The 20284-nt window shown below is 32.1% G+C and carries 17 protein-coding genes and 2 pseudogenes; 13 read left to right on the top strand and 6 right to left on the bottom strand.

Annotation, left to right across the window (positions count from 1 at the left end):
• Window positions 1–151 precede the first annotated feature (151 nt).
• The 5 genes from B3040_RS01640 (at window position 152) to B3040_RS01620 (ending at window position 5477) form a co-directional block, all read left to right on the top strand.
• Window positions 152–1285, top strand: a complete 1134-nt coding sequence (locus B3040_RS01640; RefSeq protein ID WP_291569559.1) for a YibE/F family protein — start codon at window positions 152–154, stop codon at window positions 1283–1285.
• Between the two features lie 146 nt (window positions 1286–1431).
• On the top strand, window positions 1432–2394 hold the full coding sequence (locus tag B3040_RS01635) for an LCP family protein (protein ID WP_291569557.1): 963 nt from the start codon (window positions 1432–1434) through the stop codon (window positions 2392–2394).
• 8 nt (window positions 2395–2402) lie between these two features.
• Complete coding sequence (locus B3040_RS01630; RefSeq protein ID WP_291569555.1) at window positions 2403–2864, top strand: VanZ family protein; 462 nt, start codon at window positions 2403–2405, stop codon at window positions 2862–2864.
• Window positions 2865–2975: 111 nt separating this feature from the next.
• Window positions 2976–4703, top strand: a complete 1728-nt coding sequence (locus B3040_RS01625) for a phospho-sugar mutase (RefSeq protein WP_291569553.1) — start codon at window positions 2976–2978, stop codon at window positions 4701–4703.
• Window positions 4704–5210: 507 nt separating this feature from the next.
• A complete protein-coding gene (locus B3040_RS01620) occupies window positions 5211–5477 on the top strand; it encodes a hypothetical protein (RefSeq protein WP_291569551.1) in 267 nt (88 codons plus the stop codon).
• A gap of 90 nt (window positions 5478–5567) precedes the next feature.
• Here B3040_RS01620 and B3040_RS01615 read toward each other — a convergent pair whose 3' ends face one another.
• From B3040_RS01615 to B3040_RS01605, 3 genes are read right to left on the bottom strand one after another with little or no spacing between them, the layout of a single operon-like run.
• Window positions 5568–6485: an LCP family protein gene (locus B3040_RS01615; RefSeq protein WP_291569549.1), complete on the bottom strand. Its 918-nt coding sequence runs from the start codon at window positions 6483–6485 to the stop codon at window positions 5568–5570.
• Between the two features lie 30 nt (window positions 6486–6515).
• Window positions 6516–7289: a tyrosine-protein phosphatase gene (locus B3040_RS01610; protein ID WP_291569547.1), complete on the bottom strand. Its 774-nt coding sequence runs from the start codon at window positions 7287–7289 to the stop codon at window positions 6516–6518.
• Window positions 7290–7321: 32 nt separating this feature from the next.
• Window positions 7322–8719 carry a polysaccharide biosynthesis tyrosine autokinase gene (locus tag B3040_RS01605; protein ID WP_291569545.1) on the bottom strand — a complete coding sequence of 466 codons (1398 nt, stop codon included), beginning with the start codon at window positions 8717–8719 and terminating at the stop codon, window positions 7322–7324.
• A gap of 316 nt (window positions 8720–9035) precedes the next feature.
• Between B3040_RS01605 and B3040_RS01600 the strand changes: the two are divergent.
• Together B3040_RS01600 and B3040_RS01595 are read left to right on the top strand one after the other, a co-directional pair.
• Window positions 9036–9653 (top strand): annotated as a pseudogene (locus B3040_RS01600) (mannose-1-phosphate guanylyltransferase); the annotation flags it as partial.
• 254 nt (window positions 9654–9907) lie between these two features.
• Window positions 9908–11212 carry an O-antigen ligase family protein gene (locus B3040_RS01595; protein ID WP_291569541.1) on the top strand — a complete coding sequence of 435 codons (1305 nt, stop codon included), beginning with the start codon at window positions 9908–9910 and terminating at the stop codon, window positions 11210–11212.
• A 36-nt stretch (window positions 11213–11248) separates the two neighbouring features.
• On the opposite strand, the gene B3040_RS01590 is transcribed toward B3040_RS01595, so the two are convergent.
• Both B3040_RS01590 and B3040_RS01585 read right to left on the bottom strand, forming a co-directional pair.
• Complete coding sequence (locus B3040_RS01590) at window positions 11249–12862, bottom strand: recombinase family protein (protein ID WP_291569539.1); 1614 nt, start codon at window positions 12860–12862, stop codon at window positions 11249–11251.
• Between the two features lie 13 nt (window positions 12863–12875).
• Window positions 12876–13055 (bottom strand): hypothetical protein, encoded by a 180-nt coding sequence (locus B3040_RS01585; RefSeq protein WP_291569537.1) that lies wholly within the window; start codon window positions 13053–13055, stop codon window positions 12876–12878.
• Between the two features lie 86 nt (window positions 13056–13141).
• On the opposite strand from B3040_RS01585, the pseudogene B3040_RS01580 reads away from it, so the two are divergent.
• The 6 genes and pseudogenes from B3040_RS01580 to B3040_RS01555 form a co-directional block, all read left to right on the top strand.
• Window positions 13142–13621: pseudogene (locus B3040_RS01580) on the top strand (mannose-1-phosphate guanylyltransferase); the annotation flags it as partial.
• Between the two features lie 151 nt (window positions 13622–13772).
• Window positions 13773–14474, top strand: a complete 702-nt coding sequence (gene ispD, locus B3040_RS01575) for a 2-C-methyl-D-erythritol 4-phosphate cytidylyltransferase (RefSeq protein WP_291569536.1) — start codon at window positions 13773–13775, stop codon at window positions 14472–14474.
• 20 nt (window positions 14475–14494) lie between these two features.
• The gene (larC, locus tag B3040_RS01570) at window positions 14495–15937 is read left to right on the top strand and encodes a nickel pincer cofactor biosynthesis protein LarC (RefSeq protein ID WP_291569533.1); all 1443 of its coding nucleotides are present in this window, start codon (window positions 14495–14497) and stop codon (window positions 15935–15937) included.
• Window positions 15938–16429: 492 nt separating this feature from the next.
• The gene (locus tag B3040_RS01565; protein WP_291569531.1) at window positions 16430–17281 is read left to right on the top strand and encodes an ABC transporter substrate-binding protein; all 852 of its coding nucleotides are present in this window, start codon (window positions 16430–16432) and stop codon (window positions 17279–17281) included.
• 109 nt (window positions 17282–17390) lie between these two features.
• On the top strand, window positions 17391–18047 hold the full coding sequence (locus B3040_RS01560; RefSeq protein ID WP_291569529.1) for an amino acid ABC transporter permease: 657 nt from the start codon (window positions 17391–17393) through the stop codon (window positions 18045–18047).
• Window positions 18034–18756 carry an amino acid ABC transporter ATP-binding protein gene (locus B3040_RS01555; RefSeq protein ID WP_291569527.1) on the top strand — a complete coding sequence of 241 codons (723 nt, stop codon included), beginning with the start codon at window positions 18034–18036 and terminating at the stop codon, window positions 18754–18756. The genes B3040_RS01560 and B3040_RS01555 overlap by 14 nt, the downstream gene beginning before the upstream one ends.
• A 332-nt stretch (window positions 18757–19088) precedes the next feature.
• On the opposite strand, the gene B3040_RS01550 is transcribed toward B3040_RS01555, so the two are convergent.
• Window positions 19089–20222, bottom strand: a complete 1134-nt coding sequence (locus tag B3040_RS01550) for a glycosyltransferase family 4 protein (RefSeq protein WP_291569525.1) — start codon at window positions 20220–20222, stop codon at window positions 19089–19091.
• Window positions 20223–20284: the final 62 nt, after the last annotated feature.

Below are 20284 nucleotides of genomic sequence, written 5' to 3'. Positions count from 1 at the left end.
ACTAATTTTAAAAAATAAATGTCCCAACATTTAGAGAGAAAACCTAGGATTTCTTTAAAAGAAGTTTAGATGATGAAGTTTACTGGTTTAATAAGGTACTTGGGGAATTTCTCCGAGTACCTTTGCAAATATAGAGATGGGGTGCTTAACTATGAGAAAGTACAGTGACTATATAGCTATAATAGTAGTGATATTATTAAGTATATTAATAGTATTCATATCACCTTTTATACATAAAAGTAAGTTTATTATAAACAATACTCAAAGAAATCTAATCTATGAAGAAGCTGTGGTTAGGAGTGTGGATATGAATAAGCTCCAACCAGAAGCAAAACTAAAAGATATTCAGGTAGGATATCAAGATGTTACCCTTGAAATTACTAGTGGAAAATTTAAGGGGCAAAACTTTAAAGTAAGAAACTCTATTAGCAGATTGTATAACATTAAGGTTAAGGAAAACACTAAGGTGGTTGCAGGGATTTTCCTGGATGGAGATAACATACAAGAAGTAGCAATTTACACCTACAAAAGAAATGTTGTGATTTATGGACTAGTTATTTTATTATTTTTATTAGTTCTCCTAGTAGGGAAGATGAAAGGATTAAAATCCATAGTATCCTTAATTTTTACTTTAATTACAATAGTATATCTTATGATTCCCCTTATGTTTAGAGGGGTAAGCCCCGTGATAGCAGCCACAACCACAGCAGTAATTGTTGTTTTTGTAACCTTATACTTAATTAATGGATACAGCAGAAAAACTTTGGTAGCTATGATAGGTACCACTGCAGGAGTTTTTGTGGCAGGAGTAGTTTCTTTTGTTGCTGGGAACTTAGCTCACCTTTCCGGCTTGACTCTTGAAAATGCTGAAAGTGTATTATATATAGCTGAAAATAGCGGGTTAAAAGTGCAGGGGCTTATGTTTGCTGCTATACTAATTGCTTCTTTAGGGGCGGTAATGGACATGGGAATGTCTATTGCATCTGCTATTTTTGAGGTTCACTGTGTAAATAAAAAGCTTACTCCTAGAGAATTGTTTAAAAGCGGTATAAATATTGGACAAGATATGATTGGAACTATGTGTAATACCTTGATCTTAGCATTTGTAGGAGGATCCCTAACATTAATATTGCTTCTTATGTCAGCTAATATGCCATCAGTGCAACTGTTGAATTTAGATGTGTTAGGAACAGAATTGATACAAGGTTTAGCAGGGAGTATAGGAATTGTGCTTACAGTACCTATTACAGCCTTAGTTGCGTCAATAATATATAAAAGGAAATAAATTTAATAAAAGTTATTAATGAAGCTACTAAGCCTTAACAAGGGTATTAGTAGTTTTTCTTGTTAAATATTAAAGGTGGTATATAATATAAATAGAGTAATTTTACTAGCTGCTTAAGCTAGGCTAAAGAGAAATGGGGGAATAAGGTGAAGAAGGGTGTAAAGATAACAATTGCAGTAATTGTTTCCATTATTTTATTATTAGTAGTAGGGGGAACACTTTATGCAAATAGTATTTTAGGAAAAATAAAAAAGACAGAACTACCTAATGGAAAGGATTCACTAGGAATTTCAGAAGAAACGGTAGTTGAAAAGGAAAAGTATAAAGATAAGGATATAATTAATATTGCTCTCTTTGGGAGAGATGGTAGTGATGAAAGAACTGATAGTATTATGGTACTAACCATTGATAAGGTAAATAAAAAGGTGAAACTTACATCCCTATTAAGAGATATGTACATAGATTTACCTGGACAGGGGATGGGGATATTAAATCATGCCTTTATGAAGGGCGGATCAGAGCTTGCCATTAAGACTATTAATTCTAATTTTGGATTAGATGTTCAGGATTATGTGGCTGTAAACATGGATGGCTTTATTCACTTAGTTGATTTAGTAGGTGGAGTTGAGATTAATGTGGAGGCTGAGGAGATACCTCATATTAATAGTGCAGCCCAACAGATGGCAAAAGAAAGAAATTATGAAGACTTTAAGAATGTAACTAAAACAGGGGCTCAAAAGTTAAATGGACCACAAGCCATGGCCTATACAAGGATAAGAAAAGTAGGAAGAGATTTTGGAAGAACCGCAAGGCAAAGAGAAGTCTTAAACTATGTGTTCAAGGAATTAAAAGGGCAAGGAGCTTTAAAAGCCTTAGGAGCTATGACGGATATACTACCTTATGTGGAAACAAGTCTTTCAAATAAAGATATCATAGGACTTGGAACTACTTTAATGGGACTTGATACTAATTCTATAGAGGAATTTAGACTTCCTGTAAATGATGCTTATAAGGATGAAGTAGTACAGGGTATGTTTGTAATGACTATAGATTTAGAAACTAATAAGAATAAGCTCCATGAATTTATTTATGGAAAGCTTGAGCCGTAGAAAAAGAGGTGATTCATATTAAAAAGTATGTACTTTTAATCCTTACAGTAATGTGGATTTCAATGATATTTTATATGTCCTCAAAACCAGGAGATGAGTCAGCGAGAACAAGTCTAAAGATTGTTGATGTTATAGTTGAAAAACTCAGCTTAACTGAAACTCAAATTGATAAAGTCCATTATGCTGTTAGAAAAACTGCACATTTCACGGAATATTTTATTCTATCTTTTTTAGTTGCCAGCACTTATAGTAAATTTTACAATAAGAAATTAAATGTTTCTTTAGTTCTATTAATTTGCATCTTGGTAGCTACTGGTGATGAATTTCTTCAAAGCTTTATTGAAGGACGGGGATCTCAAGTGAAGGATGTGCTTATAGATTTTAGTGGGAGCTTAACTCAGGTTCTGATTTTCAGTGTTGTAAGTGCTAATACCAATAAGAGGTTTAGAAGGAATAAATATATTGGGTAGAGGGTAAGGTTGTAGTATAATAATAGAGAATATTATTTATAAGTGAATAGCAAATTAACTATAAATTAGATAATGAGATTAAATTTCTTAAGTTAGTTTAAGGAGGATATTATGAATTATAAGGATAAGTATAAGTTGTGGTTAGAGTCATCGGTGATAGATGAAAACACTAAAAATGAACTTGGAAATCTAGAGGATGAAAAGGAAATTGAAGATAGGTTTTATAAAGATTTAGAGTTTGGTACTGGTGGACTTAGAGGGGTAATTGGTGCAGGGTCTAATAGACTTAATATCTATACTATTGGTAAGGCAACACAAGGATTAAGTAATTATTTAAACGATAAGTTTGAAAATCCCTCAGTGGCAATTGCCTATGATTCTCGCCATATGTCAAGTGAGTTTGCAGAATATGCAGCAAGAACCTTATGTGGGAACAACATAAAAACTTACTTATTTGAAACCCTAACACCAACACCTATTTTATCCTATGCAGTAAGGCTTTTAGGATGTAACGCAGGAATAGTTATTACAGCATCTCATAACCCGAAGCAATATAATGGATATAAGGTCTATGGAGAGGATGGGGGTCAGCTTACAGATAAGGCTGCTGGAGACGTGTTAGACTGTGTAAATGCTGTGAATTCATTTGAAGAAGTAACTTCTATTTCCCTTGAACAATGTAAGAATAAAAATTTATTGAAATATGTTGGTGAGGAAATCTATTCAACTTACCTAGAGAAGGCGAAGGCTTTAACTATTAGAAAAGAGTTAGTTAAGAAAAATGCAAAGAATTTAAAGATAATCTACACTCCACTTCATGGTAGTGGGAATATACCTGTAAGAAGAGTATTAAAGGAACTTGGCTATGAAAATTTAAGGGTGGTTAAGGAACAAGAATTGCCAGATGGAGACTTTCCAACGGCACCTTATCCAAACCCAGAAGATCCTAAGGTGTTTAAACTGGCTTTAGCTATGGCTGAGGAGTTTAAGCCAGATATAATTATTGGAACAGATCCTGATTGTGATAGAATTGGTGCAGTAGTACAACAGGGACAGGGAGAATATAAGGTTTTAACAGGTAATCAAGTAGGAGCGTTGCTTTCACACTATATTATTTCTGCATTAAAAGAAAATCAGCAGCTTCCAGCCAACGGAGCTATAATTAAAACCATAGTTTCTACGGATATGATTAAGCCTATTGCGGATAAGTATGGAATAGAAGTTATGGAAGTTTTAACTGGGTTTAAGTATATTGGAGAGTTAATTGGAAACTTTGAGAAAACAAAAACTAATGAGTTTTTGTTTGGTTTTGAGGAGAGTTATGGCTACTTAAGCGGACATTTTGTCAGGGATAAGGATGCAGTTATAGCAGCAATGCTTGTTTGCGAGATGACTTTATACTACAAATCTATGGGAAAGACACTTTATGAAGCTCTTATGGATTTATATAATGAGTTTGGTTATTTTAAGGAAAGCTTAATTTCTATTGAGCTAAAGGGTAAAGAAGGGCAAGAAAAAATTGCTTCTACCATCGATTATTTAAGAAATACAGATATAACTAATATAGATAAGTATACAGTTGTAAAGAAAATAGACTACAAGTTAAGTGTAGCGAAAGATTTGTCCAATGGTGATGAAGAAAGAATTAATCTTCCCAAATCCAATGTGTTAAAGTTTGTATTAAATGATGGTTCTTGGTTTGTGATTCGTCCTTCTGGAACAGAACCTAAAATGAAGATTTATGTAGCTGCTGTTGGAAAAACTTTAGAGCAGGTAGCTAATAATCTTTCAATTATTGAAAAGTCTGTATCAAGCTATATAGATCATTGCATAAAGTAATAAGAGAAATAAATTTTAAGGGTGTTTAAAAGCACTTGGTTACGCCTTTTGTAATGGAGCCACTTTAGTGAAGATGGCTAAAAGTTAAGCTTTATTTATGGACTAGAGTTATGCAAAAGAGCACCTAATAAAATGTAAAGATATTGGTGTATTTAATATACCCCAATATCTTTTTTTATTTTCTCCGTATTTTATAATATTAAGAAAATCAGAAAAATTAAAAACTAATATAGCCTATTAGAAGCTTATATGATATAATAATAATGATTTTAGACACAGTTTTAATATGGTTAAAAATTAGGTTTCAATAAAGATGGTAATAATACTAAAAAGTTACAAGATTTTTAACTTATATACAAAGTAATTAGTATAAGTTTAACATTCAAAATAAAAATTAATAGGTTTCATGGACTAATTTTATTGTTGTATAAGGATATGATAGAAAACTTGTTACATAAATATAAATTATAAACTAAAATTATATATTTATAGGGGGCAAATAATACTGTGGAATTAAATATTACATTGGATGATTTATATCTCTTAAGATGCGTTATAATTAAAGATAATAATAACTATTTTGAGGGAAAAGATTATAACGGAAAAAAGTACATAATCTCTAAGAATGAGGCTACAAAAAAATATAAGGTAGGAACAGATAGTACCTTTTATGCTACAAAAAGAGAAGAGGGATTGATTTTCAAAAAAACCATTTTGGAACCTCTTACAACTAAAGAATATGAAATGATTCTTGCTAAACATAGTAAAATATAAAAAAAGAAGCTCAACTTTTTAAACTTGAGCTTCTTTTTTATATTCTTATAGAGTTTTCAATAATAAGAGATAGTTACTATTAAAACATAATTATTGGACAGGTTTTATATCCTCAAAAATATATTTATAGATTTGGTCTTTAGTAGATTTCTCATCAAAGGTTAAGTAATATATTCCGTTTATTTTTTCTCCCTTACTCAGGTTCTCTAAAGGGAATCTCTCTTGTTCTATATTTTTTATTCCAGATTTTAAAACTTTTAACCCTAGGTTTATGATATCACCATTACCTAAACTGGTCTCAACATAAGGCAGAAGTTTATTCATCACAGAAGGAAGTTCTGTGGGTCCAATAGAGGAAAGTTTGTTAAACATTGCTGTAAGCACGTTTCTTTGCCTTTCGGTTCTTTCTGAATCACCATCAACTTTTCTGATACGGGAATAAGCTAAGGCTTGCTTACCATTTAAGTTATAAACTCCAGCTTTAGTTATTCCTACAGAGGATACTCCAGGAATTTCAAAGTCTTTTATTTCCATTTTTACTCCGCCAATGGCATCTATAAGATGCTCCATATTGTCAAAATTAATTTTAGCATAGTTATCAATGTTTAACCCAAAATTTTGGTTTATTGTTTTAATAGCTAATGGGGCACGACCAAAAGCATAAGCGTGGTTTATCTTATCGTAACCGCGACCAGGAATATTAACATAAGAATCTCTCATAATAGAAGTTAATTTTAACTTGTTATGAGTTTCATCGAAGGTAGCAATAATAATAGAATCAGATCTTCCAGGATTGTCGCCAACTTGGTCTATTCCAAATAGGACTATGTTAGTAATTTTTTTATCCTCAATTTTAGCTTGAACTTCTTTATCTATACCTAAATCTTCCTTTGGAAGATCTACTTTGGCTATTTTATTTAAGGTGGACACTGTGTAAAGTGAAAAGGATAAAACTGTAACTAAAAGAAAAGCTACAATGCCAAGAATGATTTTAGTTCTTTTTTTCATACAAATCATCTTCTTTCATAAAATTTTAGATTATTTTTTCTTAAATATATTAAAAAAGCTAAAGGATTTCTTTCCTTTGTAATCCTTAATTGGAAGTACTTCTATATCTTCCCCTTGGAGTATTTTCTTCTCATTAATAATAATACTATTATAAAGGGCTGCATTAAGTTTCTCTACAATTTCAAAGCTTTCCTTTATTTTAGGCTTTCTTACAGAGATGTTATGTCCATCACTGCCAAGGACATGAATTAAGTTCTTGTTAACAAGGTTTTTTGCAAAAGCTTGCACTTTATCCCCGTACCTACCTCTTAAGCTACCACTATTTAACTGGGCTAGTGCCCCTTGGTTTATTAAGTTTTCCAGTAAAGCTTCATCTTTCATAATTTCAAGATTTCGCTCAGGATGGGCAAGAATTGGGGTTACTCCTTGTAGTCTTAATTCATAAAATACATCTTCAGTATATATAGGAAACTGATTCATAGGTAATTCAAGTAACATATATTTTTTATTATTTAAACACCATATGCTCCCCGACTCGTATAATTCAGGAACTGTAGGGTTAATGTATACCTCAAGTCCACTAACTATATTGATTTGTTCTGCAACCTTGCTGTTTTTTAGTTCGTTTAACTTTTCAAAGTAAGTTTCTTTGTTAATTTCATGTTCTTCAGGTATAAAATGGGGAGTTGCGCATATGTGTTCAACTCCCTCACTAATAGATAATTTCAGCATATCCATTGACATATCAATATGCTTTGAACCGTCATCTATACCAGGAAGAATATGACTATGAAAGTCTATCATAGTATCACTCTCCTATTTATATTGCTTCATTTCTAAATTGCCTCATTATCTGTGGCTTCATCATCGTCACCATATTGATCTCCATATCCATGCGAATAGTATTGATTGTAGTAACTACCCTTACCACCTTCTGGTATTTTATTAAGTACAGCACCCAAAATATTTGAATTAACCTTTGTAAGAAGAGATTTTCCTTCCATCAAGGCTTCTTTTTCAGTTTCTCCATAAGAAGTTAATATTACTGTTCCATCACATACTGATGAAAGGACTTGCGCATCAGTTACAATTAAAATAGGTGGAGCATCTATTAATATTATGTCATATATAGAAGATAGATGTCTTAATAATATTTTGAACTTATTACTACCAAGTAGCTCTGAAGGATTTGGAGGAATAGGTCCACTGGTTACCACGTGTAAGTTTTCTTGCTTAGTTACAATAACACATTCTTCAAATTTCTTATCTTTCAATAGTATATTAGTTAACCCTTTAGAATTAGAGGCACCAAATTTTTTGTGAATAGTTGGTTTTCTAAGGTCACAGTCTAATAACAAAACTTTCTTTCCACTTTGAGCCATTGTAATTGCTATGTTTGAAATAATAGTTGACTTTCCTTCACCAGGTTTAGTAGAAGTAAATACTAAGCTAGTAAGCTCTGTATCAAGAGAAGAAAATTGGATATTAGTTCTCAAAGTTCTATAAGCCTCTGCAGTACTAGATTTTGGATTAGCATAAGTTACTAGTTGTTGACCCTTTCCTGAGGCAAGGATATCGTCAAAAGGTAGTAACCCAATTACAGGGATGTCAGATAGCCTCTCTATGTCCTCTTTAGACTTAACTGTATTATCTAAGTACTCTAATAAAAATGAAAGTCCCACTGAAGCCATAAGACCTAAAAAGAAGGCTATAGCTATATTAAGTGATACTCGTGGGCTAGCTTTTCCTTGAGGAAGTAATGCTTCATCAAGAAGTTGAACGTTGTCCACTTTTTTCACATCATTACTTACTGCCTTTAAGGATTTGGCATATTGATTAGTTATATCCTGAGCGAGCTTTGGATTTAGGGCTGTAATTGACAAGTTTAGGAATTCAGTATCACCTTTAGGTGTTACTGTAAGCATTCCTTGCAATTGACCAACCTTTAAATCAAGGTTTAAGCTTTTAATAACGTGCTCGGCAACTACCCTAGATTTTGCAAATTCTGCATAGGTTTTCACCATTTTTTGATACATCATTATGTCATTATAAGTTTGGGAACTAGGTGAACTTTCTGATTTAGATTGATTAATTATTACAGATATATCAGCTTTGTAAGTTGGTTTTATTAAAAATACACTTACTAAGCTGCTTACTATGGTTGAACATAAGGTAATTATAATAATTAATTTTAATCTTTTTATCAGTATATCAAAATACTCTTTTAATTCCATTATTTATCCTCCTAAGTTTTAATAGTAGGTATGTGAATTTATAAATACAACATCAATTATACAACAGATTAATATAAAAAAAAACAAATACTTCGTTAAATATCAACATTTACTTCATGCCAACCTTGGAAAGTAAAGGCTTTGCATTTAATATTTCCTCATAAAGTTACAATAGTTTCTAAGTTTAGCACCTATTCAATGATTTAGGTAAAATAGATATTAATAGTAATTATCGAAAGAAAAATATTAAATTATCTTCACCATATTTGTGTAATTATCATAATATAGGATTAAGCAATGATTAAAGGTGATAGTTTTGTTGTATGCAGTAATACTGGCTGGAGGGAAAGGAACAAGGCTATATCCCTTATCAAGAGCTAATAATCCCAAGCAATTTTTAAAGGCATATAATAGCAAAAGCTTCTTAAGAAACACAGTTGATCGCATAAAACCGTTAATTAATAAAGAGAATATCTTTGTTGTAACCAATCAAGAGTATGTAGATAAGATACATGAAGAACTTCCAGAGATAAATAAAGATAACGTCTTTGTTGAACCAAGCAATAAGGAAACTGCAACTTGTATAGGGCTTTCAGCAGTGAAGCTTTTAAAGAAGGACAAGGATGCGGTGATGGTAGTGCTACCTTCAGATCACTATATTGAGGGTGAAAAACAATTCTTAGATACGCTGCACCATGCTATAGAACTAGCAGAGAAGAGAAGAGGACTAGTGACTATAGGAATTGCCCCTAATAGACCTGAAACAGGTTATGGATATATTGAGATGGGGGATCCTATAGGAGGTCCTATTTCTACTTTTAAGGTAGCTAGGTTTACTGAGAAGCCTAATGTGGAAGTAGCTAAGGATTTTCTTTTAAAGGGTACCTACCTTTGGAATTCTGGTATGTTCATATGGAGAGCAGATGGACTCCTTATAAAAATGCTATCTAAAAATAATTTATATTTTAATCTAATTGGTGCCAAGATGGTAGTGATAAATTAGTAGATATATCCCGATATGTTTATAAATTCATAGGGTTTTTGCCAAAAACTTACTGGATAAGTAAGTAATTTAGAGGTATACTTAAATAATGGGTATAGAATTAGGATTAATTATAGTATAAAATGTACATAACTTACAACAATTTGAAAAGGTCATAAATTAGTTAGAGATAAGGAGTTGTTTTTGTGAGTCTTAAGAATATATCTTTAATATATGAAAAATTACTTAGCTTTTTATTAGTTTTTTTGGTGGTATTTATTCCTTACAGAGAAGTAATTTCTACTTTTACAAGCCCAAAGGTAAAAGTAATACCAGATATTATGATTTTGATTACTTTTGCTTTATACATGGTTAAAAGTAGATTTAGAATAAAGCTGAACTTAACTGATATTTTCTATGCAGGATTTTTAATATTAGCATTTATAAGTACAATATTTATAAATAATGTAGGAATAAAGTCTTATATAATAGAGACAAGAAGTATATTTATTTACTATATAGTTTACTTCATGCTTAGGCATACTAGATTAGATAATAAATTTTACAGGATTTTTTCAAAAGTGATTATTTATAATGCTATTATACTTTCTTCTCTATCTTTTATAGAAAAGATTACAAGTAAGACTCTGTTATTCCCATCAGCTTGGATTAAATCAATTATTTATGCAGACAATTACCTTAGAGTTTATGGAATGTTCAACAATCCAAACACCTTTGGAGCATATTTGCTATTTTCAATTATGATAATTTTTTACCTGCAGGGGGTCTTGTCCTTAAAAGTAAATAAAGCTTTCTACGTGATGACTCTTGCTACTATTGCATTAACCGCATCTAGGAGCAGTATGATAGCCCTAGGGGGTTTTGTTTTAATATGTGTATTTATTGTTGACAAAAAGCTTGTGGCAAGAAACTTTGCTATAAGTATTGTAATGGCCATAGCTGTTGTATTTATAGTAAATACACTCAGTGTACACTATCCTAAGTTTGCTGCAAATATAAACAAAAAGATTAATACACAAGTAAATACTAAGACGAAAAGCTCTGCAGTAAATAGATTTACTGAACTATCAACTCCAGAAATAATTTCAAAGAGCAAAACTGATGGTAGGATATTTTCAGTGACAAAGGGAATAGCAATATTTAAAGAAAATCCAATATTAGGTACAGGATTCGGAACTTATGGAGATGCAGCAAGTTTAATTATTACCCCTGAGCAGTATGGAAAATATGGAATCATAGAAGGTTTTTATGCAGATAATGAGTATATTAAAGTGCTAGTTGAAACTGGGATCGTAGGTACTTTAGTTTATATTTTATTTTTGTTTTCCATAATTATCAATCATAGACAAAACAAATTAAAAGTATTAGCATGTTTAATATTAGGATTTTTAGGTATGTTTTACAATATATTTGAAGTTCAAATTTTATCCTTCCTTTTCTGGGTAATGCTTACATTGCCAGAGCCTAAGGAATTTGCTATTAGAGAATAACTGATAAATAAGAAGATTTATAAAGGGAGTAGAGCCTTATTCTGGTTCTACTCCTTTAAATTTTATTAAGATTTTGCCTGTGTCCCCATTTGCATAGACTGTATGGATTATAGAGGATAGTAGTTTTCTTTTTTCGGAAACAGAGGCAGAAGAGGAGAATATAAATAAATCTATAAAAGTATTTTCTATTTCTTCTAAATTATTTAGGGAATTTTTTTCAGGTATGCTTTGAGATTCAAGCTTATTAATTTTATTTCTTAGAGCTTTATTTTCGGTTTTCAAGTGGCTAATTTTATTCAAAAGTATAGTTGCTGTTTCTATATCTTTTGTTAAGCTTAAGTTATTCAATAAGTTATCTACCATTTCTTCATTTTTACTAATTGAAATGTTAAGCTTTTTTACCACTAGATTTTCTGTAGCAGTTTCTAGTTCGTGTTTATACTTTTTTAATTCCTCTATTAGAGTACTTTTATCTAAGGTTAATTTTTTTAATTCTTCAAGGATTAATGCATCTAAATCTGTACCGTTAATGTTACTGTTTGCACATTTGATTTTCCTTGATTTACATTTTAAAGTACACATGTAATAGTATTTTTTTCTTCCACTAGTAGCATATTGCTTACCATAGGCTACTCTCATTGGACTACCACAATTACTACACTTAATAATCCCGCTGAGAAGGGCTTCTCCACTTGAACCCAATGCTGGAGCTTTATCTTTATTCAAAGTTATAATTTCTTGAACCTTTATCCACTTATCAGCTGGTATTATACCTTCATGAAAGGATACAGAGGCTATCCATTGGCAGGTATCTTTCACTCTATTAGATCCACTTTTTCCTTTGCGTTTTTTATAGGTTAATATACCATGATTACCATTAGGCTTACCGTTGACCTTTATTCCTATAGATTTTAGGTATTGTATAACCTTGCTATCAGCTTTTACATAAACAGGAGCTGTAAGAACTGAGTTTATGGAAGCCAGTGACCAATTTTTATTATTTTTTGTTTTAATATCATTGCATATCAGATACTTTTCCACCTTACTCATACTCTTAACTTCCAAGTATTTCTCATATATAAGTTTTACTAACTCCAATTCCTCTGGTATTGGGACTAAAATACAGAAGGATCTATCCTTGCCAGTGGTATCCTTTAGCTTTAGTCTTTCAGTTTTGTAGCCAGTAGGGGGAGTGCCTCCAAGCCATTTGCCTGCTTCAGCTAAAGCATACATATTATCTCTTACCCTGGATGAAATGGTTTCTCTTTCTAATTGAGAAAACACACTAGCGATATACATCATGGCCCGACCCATGGCAGAGGAGGTGTCGAATTGTTCATTAACTGAAATGAATGATATGCCAAGGGTTTCAAGATCTTTAGTTAGAGCAGAAAAGTCTGCTACATTTCTGCTAATTCTGTCTAGCTTATAGCATACAAGTATATTAAATTTTTGTTTTTTTGCATCTTCTATCATTTGGGTGAATCCAGGTCTATCTGTATTTTTGCCAGAAAAACCTTCATCTTTATAAATAAAAATTTCTTCTATAGGCATATGGGAAAGATAATCTTTGCAAAGTTTTATTTGATTTTCAATGGAATCTCCTTTTTCAGTGAGTTTAGACTTTCTTGCATAAATAGCTGCCTTCATAAAATCCCTCTTTCTAATCTCCAAACTCTTTATAAATTTTATTTATTAGTTCATCAATAATGGCCTTGTTTTTAGGTAGGCAATTCTTAATCATTGAAAAGTATGCCTTAGTAAATTCCTTTTGTAAAGGTTCTATATCCTTTGGTTTCTCAATTTCTAACTGGAGTTGGATTTTAGTGTATTGATTAGGCATAAATCCTCCAGAATAATTGGTTTATTTATATATATTCAACTTTGCAAGTAATAAGTAGTGGATTTTATATTATGAAGGTGGATAGTATTTTGGTTTGGAGAGCAGATGTGTTCTTAAGAGAAATGCAAAGATATTTACCAAAGATGCATAAATCTATTAGTGAGATTTATATGCACATTGGTGAAGAATGTGAAAATGAAGTTATCAAGGAACAGTATGAAATAATCGATGGCATATCTGTTGATTTCGGTATTATGCAGAAAACCAGAAAAGCCTATGTGATAAAATGTGAATTTACATGGGATGATATAGGAACTTTTGCTGCACTTTCAAGATTTTTATCAAATTACAGGGGAAATGACATTTCCGGTAATGTGTATCTAGAAGGAAGTGAAAATTGTTCTGTATTTGGTGATAAAAAGCTTATTATTGGATTTGGAGTAAAAGATTTGGTTGTTGTTGACGCTGGGGATGTTATTCTTGTGATGGATAAGTCAAAAGACCAAGAAATTAAACACCTTCTTAATGTATTGAAGGACCAGAAGGGGTTAGAGGAGTTTTTGTAAAACTTATAGTTTTTAGAGCCATACGGTGTGTATGGCTCTTTTCCATATGAATAAAAAAAAGTAAATATTAGAAAGACTATATTAAAATAGAAGGAATTATAACTAAAGTTGCAGAAATAGTATTAAAACAAACAATAATTGGAGGACTAACATGAATATAGCTATTGTTTTAGCAGGTGGAAAAGGAACAAGAATGGGGGCTACAAGTGAGCCTAAGCAATTTACAGAAGTTAATGATAAACCTATAATTATACATACTTTAGAAAGCTTTGAAACCCATGAGGATATCCAGGCTATAGCAGTTGTTTGCTTAAAGGAATGGAAGGATAATATTAAGAAATTAATAGAAAAGTATGAGCTGAAAAAAGTTATGTGGATAGCAGAAGGAGGCCCTACAAGGCAGGAATCCGTTCGTAATGGGTTAAAGGCAATAAGTAGCGAGGTACAGGGCGAAGATATTGTGCTTATACATGATGGGGCTAGGCCTTTAGTATCTCATAGAATTATTACAGATAACATAGCTAAGGCAAAGGAGTTTGGTGCAGTAAACACAGTGATTGCTGCTACAGATACTATTGTGCGAAGTAAGGATGGAAATGTAATTACAGAAGTACCAGTGAGAAAAGAACTTTTTATGGCACAAACACCTCAAAGTTTTAAGTTTCAGGTTATTTCACAGGCTCATGACTTTGCAGTGAAGAATAATGTGGAGGATGCTACTGATGATTGTCAGTTAGTATTTCGTTTAAGTGGGCAGGTATATTTAGTGCAAGGGGATAAACTAAATTTAAAGATAACTACTAAAGAGGATTTAGCAATATTAGAAGCATTAATAAAAATGAGGAACTTATAGGGTGAAAGGTAGGAAGTACAATGAAGGTTTTATATTACGATACTTTTTCGGGGATTAGTGGAGATATGCATCTAGGGGCTATGATTGATTTAGGGGTGGATAGCAATTATTTAATTGAAGAACTTAAGAAGCTTGGTCTAAGTCATGAATATGAAATAAAAATTAAAAAGGATGCAAGAAAAGGAATAACAGGAACTAAGGTTGATGTTATTCTCCTTAATCAATCACAAGACCATGAACATCATAGTCATGGAAATCAAGATGCATCTCATGAGGAATATAATCATAAGGAAGTTGCACATTTACATCAGCATCATAGTAATGATCATATTCATGAGAAGAATAAGGAGAGTCACAAGGATGAGAAGAACCACTGTCATGGAGAACATAATCACCACCTGAATAAGCATAACCATGACTATGAACATATCCATGAAGGTGAGACGCATACACATGATCACAGTCATAGCAATGAAGGAAGCCATTCTCATCATCATGAACACAGAAACCTATATGTCATTGAAGAGCTTATTAATAAAAGTGAGCTAAAGGAAAATGTAAAAAGGCTAAGTATAGATATTTTTAAACAGGTGGCAGAAGCTGAAGCAAAGGTTCATGGGAAACCAATTTATGAAGTACATTTCCATGAGGTAGGAGCTACAGATTCAATAGTCGATATTGTTGGAGGTGCTATTTGTCTTGATTATCTAAAGGTTGATAGAATTTTAGGTTCTCCAATAGAGGTTGGAGGTGGCTTTGTAAAGTGTGCCCACGGACTTATGCCAGTTCCAGCTCCAGCAACTTCAGAAATTTTAAAGGGAGTGCCAGTGACAAAGGGAGCTGTACCTTTTGAAACTACGACTCCTACAGGAGCGGCAATTTTAAAGGTAGTTGTAGATAAGTTTGTAAAGGATATAGATTTTATCATAGATAAGGTAGCCTACGGGGTTGGAAATCGAGATACAGAAATACCTAATGTGCTTAGAGTTTACCTTGGACATTATGAAGAAACTTCAAGTTCTTCAGATTATGAAGAAGAAAGAGAAATCATAACTGAGTGTAATATTGATGATATGAACAGTGAATTTTATGATTACATCTTTGAAAAACTGTTTAGACTAGGTGCTAAGGATGTTTACCTAACTCCAATAATCATGAAAAAGGGAAGACCAGCTCAAAAGCTTACGGTGCTTACACCTCATAAGCTTCAAGGAGAAGTAGAAGAAGTTTTACTTCGTGAAACCACCACCTTTGGAATAAGAAAATATGAAGTGCAAAAGGTGATGCTAAAGAGAGATTTCATAAAAGTTAGCACCAAGTATGGTGAAGCTACGGTGAAGAGAGGAATCCTTAATGGTCAGGTTATAAAGTTTAAGGGTGAGTATGATTGCTGTAAGGAACTTGCTAAGAAGAATAAGGTAACCCTTGAAGAAGTTTATAATGAGATAAGAAAGAATATGTAGCTGATTTTAACAGCAAATTGGAGTAAATAAAAATATATAGTAAATAGAAGTAAGTGAAAGTATATTGATAACCCATTTTAAAACTAGTCTATTCCAGTGACTTTTATGAAGAAGGTCAAGGAACAAGGCTAGTTTTTATTTTATTTATTATGGGTATTTTGCTACTGAGGATATTTATAGCTTTTAGATAAACAACATGCTGTATTATACAATTACATATTGGAGTGAATTTTTCTATAATAGGTGGAGTTTTACCCTTATAATTGAGTTTCAATATTCAGATTTATGCACAAATTCTGTATATTATGCATAGTTATAAAGATTGAAGAAATATATAAACGTTTTCAAAATGGTTAAAATGGCTGTCCTACTAAGTTTTAAAGTGTTTCTAAAAATAATAAAATAAATTCTATAAAAAATACTTGCATAATTATAAGTGACGGATGTATAATTATACACATGGAAAACAAAAACTTACAGGAGGTCAAGAAAATGAAAAAAAATTTATTTAAAAAATTAGCAGTTGGTGTTTTAGCAGGAGTTATAGGTTTATCCTTTGTAGGTTGTGGTAAGAGTAGAGGCGAAGATACTAGTAAAGAAACTTCAAATAAACAAGTTATAGCAACAACTTTAGATAAAGTGAAAGAAGCAAAAAAATTAGTTATTGGAACAAGTGCAGATTATCCACCTTATGAGTTTCACAAAGAAATAGAAGGAAAAGATACAATCATAGGTTTTGATGTAAATATTGCTCAGGAAATAGCCAAAGATTTAGGTGTTGAGTTAGAAATAAATGATATGAAATTTGATGGACTTATAGCAGCTCTTAAAACTGGAAAAGTTGATATGGTCCTTGCAGGAATGAATCCTACAGAAGAAAGAAAGCAAAGTGTAGATTTTTCAAAAATTTATTATACAGCTCAGCATGCTGTAATTGTAAGAGCAGAAGATAAAGATAAGTATAGAACTTTAGCTGATTTAAAAGGAAAAGAAATTGGGGCACAAAAAGGAGCAATCCAAGAGGAACTTGCTAAAACTCAAATTGAGGGAGCAAATGTAAAAGGTCTTGGAAAGGTTACAGATTTGGTTTTAGAGCTTAAAAATAAAAAAGTAGATGCTATAGTAGTTGAAGTACCAGTTGCAAAGTTTTATGTGGAAAAAAACAAGGATTTAGCTATAACTGAAAGTACTTTTAAAGTTGAAGAAGGCGAGCAAGGTTCTGCAGTAGCTGTTAAAAAAGGTGATGAGGCCTTTATTGAAGCAATTAATAAGACTTTAGATAGACTAATTAAAGAAGGAAAAATTGAAGAATTCGTTGTTGATGCTAATGAGCAAGTGGAATAGACGATAATAGAATATTATAAAAATTCAAACAAATATGGTTTAAGTTAAATAAAATACTCTACCCACTGGTTACCTTCCGGTGGGTGAGTTTAGTAAGGGAGATGAGATCTTGGATTTTAGTTTTTTAGGAAAATATTATAAGTTCTTTCTTGAAGGAACTCAATATACAGTACTTATAGCGTTTTTTACAGTTATTTTAGGAACAGTTTTAGGATTATTTTTAAGTCTTATGAAGCTTAGTAAAAATAAAATATTAAAGCTTATAGCTAGTACCTATATAGAGTTTGTAAGAGGTACACCTATACTCGTGCAATTATACATTGTTTATTATGGAATGCCTGCTTTAGGAATTGATCTTCCAGATATGCTGGCAGGGATTGTTACTTTATCCATTAATAGTGGAGCTTATGTGGCGGAAATAATTAGAGCTGGTATTAATGCTGTAGACAAGGGACAAATGGAAGCAGGGAGAAGCTTAGGTATGACTTCAGCCATGACCATGAGATTAATTATTATTCCTCAGGCCTTTAAGAACATTTTACCGGCTTTAGGCAATGAATTTATTACTATAATAAAGGAATCTTCTATTGTTTCTGTAATTGGAATTGGAGAGCTTATGTATAAAGCTGATACTGTGAGAGGAAACACAGCACTTCCATTTGAACCACTTATTGTGGCAGCAGTGATCTATTTCCTATTGACCTTTACTTTATCAAAAATATTAGGAAGCTTAGAAAGGAGATTGAAGGCTAATGATACACATTAAGGACTTAAATAAAACCTTTGGACAGAATCATGTACTTAAGGGAGTTAATGAGCATATTTCAAAGGGTGAAGTTGTTGTAGTTATAGGACCTAGTGGTTCAGGGAAAAGTACTTTTTTAAGATGTTTAAATCTTCTTGAGGAGCCTTCCTCCGGAACTATAGTTTTTGAAGGCAAGGAAACTACAGACAAGAAAACAGACATTAATAACATTAGAGAAAAAATGGGTATGGTATTTCAACAGTTTAATTTATTCCCTCATAAGACAGTGCTAGAAAACATTACACTAGCGCCAATTAAGGTAAAGGGAGTTAAGGAAGAGGAAGCAAAGGAAAAAGCCTTTAAACTTTTAGAAAAAGTTGGACTTAAGGAGAAAGCTAATGCCTATCCAGGTTCCTTATCAGGTGGGCAAAAACAAAGAATAGCTATTGCTAGAGCTTTAGCTATGGAGCCTGATGTAATGCTTTTTGATGAACCAACTTCAGCTTTAGACCCAGAAATGGTAGGTGAGGTTTTAACTGTAATGAAGGATCTTGCCAAGGAAGGAATGACCATGGTGGTTGTAACTCACGAAATGGGTTTTGCAAGAGAAGTGGGAGATAGAATCTTATTTATGGACGCTGGAAATATAGTAGAGCAGGGAACTCCTGAAGACATATTTACAAGTCCTAAACATCCTAGAACTATAGATTTCTTATCTAAGGTTTTATAAATAGAACCTTAAACGTTATAGAAACACTTTGGTTGTAAGATATTTATGAAGATTATTAATTATCTATTAAAACTATGAAGGCAATTGATAAATATAGTAATTAATCTTGGAGATAGAGGCCAAATAAATAAAAGAATTAGAAAAACTTAGGTGAGAACCTAAGTTTTTTACTATACATAACAAATAATTTTTCATAAAGCAAAAATTAGTGATAAGGGGTTTATGAACATAGAAACATAGCCAAGGCCTTTGTATCAAACATGAAGAACCTCTTAAACTTCATAAAAAAGCTAACTCCGTTAAAACAACAGAGCATATACCTGCCCATAAGTTTAAGTATTTTCTAGCACCTTATTATACACATCTTTATAAGCTTCAAGGGTATTTTTAGCAGTTATCTCCCAAGAGAATAACTTAGCTCTTTGAAGTCCAAGTCTGCTATATTCTTTCCTAAGGGTTTCGCTGCTTAAAATTAATTCCATGGCACTTTGAAGATCCTTGTCACTATAAGGGTTAATTAGTATTCCGCCATCTCCAACCACTTCTGGGATGGAGGTTACATTGGTAGTTATTACAGGAGTGCCGCAATTCATTGCTTCTAAAGGGGGAAGCCCAAAGCCTTCATAGAAAGACGGATAAACAAAGGCTTCACAGGCATTATAGTAAATTGGTAGATCTTCATCAGGAGCAAAGCCTGTGAACTTTATATAGTCGCTCATGTTTAGTGAATCCTTTAACTTGACTAATTCCTGAGAGGAATCCCTATAAGAACCTACGATTACTAAATTATATTCCTTATTTGAATGGTTCATTACTTTAGCAAAAGAAGTTATTAAAGAACGTACATTTTTTCTTTCACTAAAGCCTCCAAGATAGAGTAAGAAAGGTTTGTCTATGCCATACTTTTCCTTGATTATCCTTTTGCATTTTTCCTTATCAAGAGGAGTGTATTTACTATCTGCAGCTAGAGGAGTTACATAAATTTTACTCTCATCTATAGGGAAGAATTTTAGAATATCTTTTTTTGAGTATTCAGAAACCGTAAGTATGCCAGTGGATTCATTAATTACTATAGGCATTTCCCTTAGAAACTTTAAAAGATAACCACGGCCAACTGTTTCGGGCATTATATAGGGAATTAAATCATGAATGGTACACAATTTTTTACAGTTTATGTCTGGGTTTAAGCCAATTCCGTTTTGAGGTATATGGTACAAGTCTATGTTTTCACCTTGTAAGTTTATTGGGAAGAAATGTTCTTGAAAGAATCTTTGGTGCTTTTTAGAGCACATTACTATATTGGAATTTGGCTTTTCGAACTGTTCATATTTTTCTCCAGACCAATATAGTTGATAAAAGTTTTCTTTATCTATGTTAAGTAAATTCTTAAGAACATTCTCAGTATAGGTGCCTATACCAGTACCGCTATACCAATTGATACCTCTAGCATCAATTGCAATTCTCATGAAATCACTCCTTAAAAAAGTATATATTATATATTAGTCAAAGGGGAAATATGTGTTACAAG

Source organism: Clostridium sp. UBA4548, from assembly GCF_002387895.1.
In the GTDB taxonomy this organism is placed as follows: Bacteria; Bacillota; Clostridia; order Clostridiales; family Clostridiaceae; genus Clostridium_J.
This window is presented reverse-complemented; position numbering and strand designations above follow the sequence as displayed.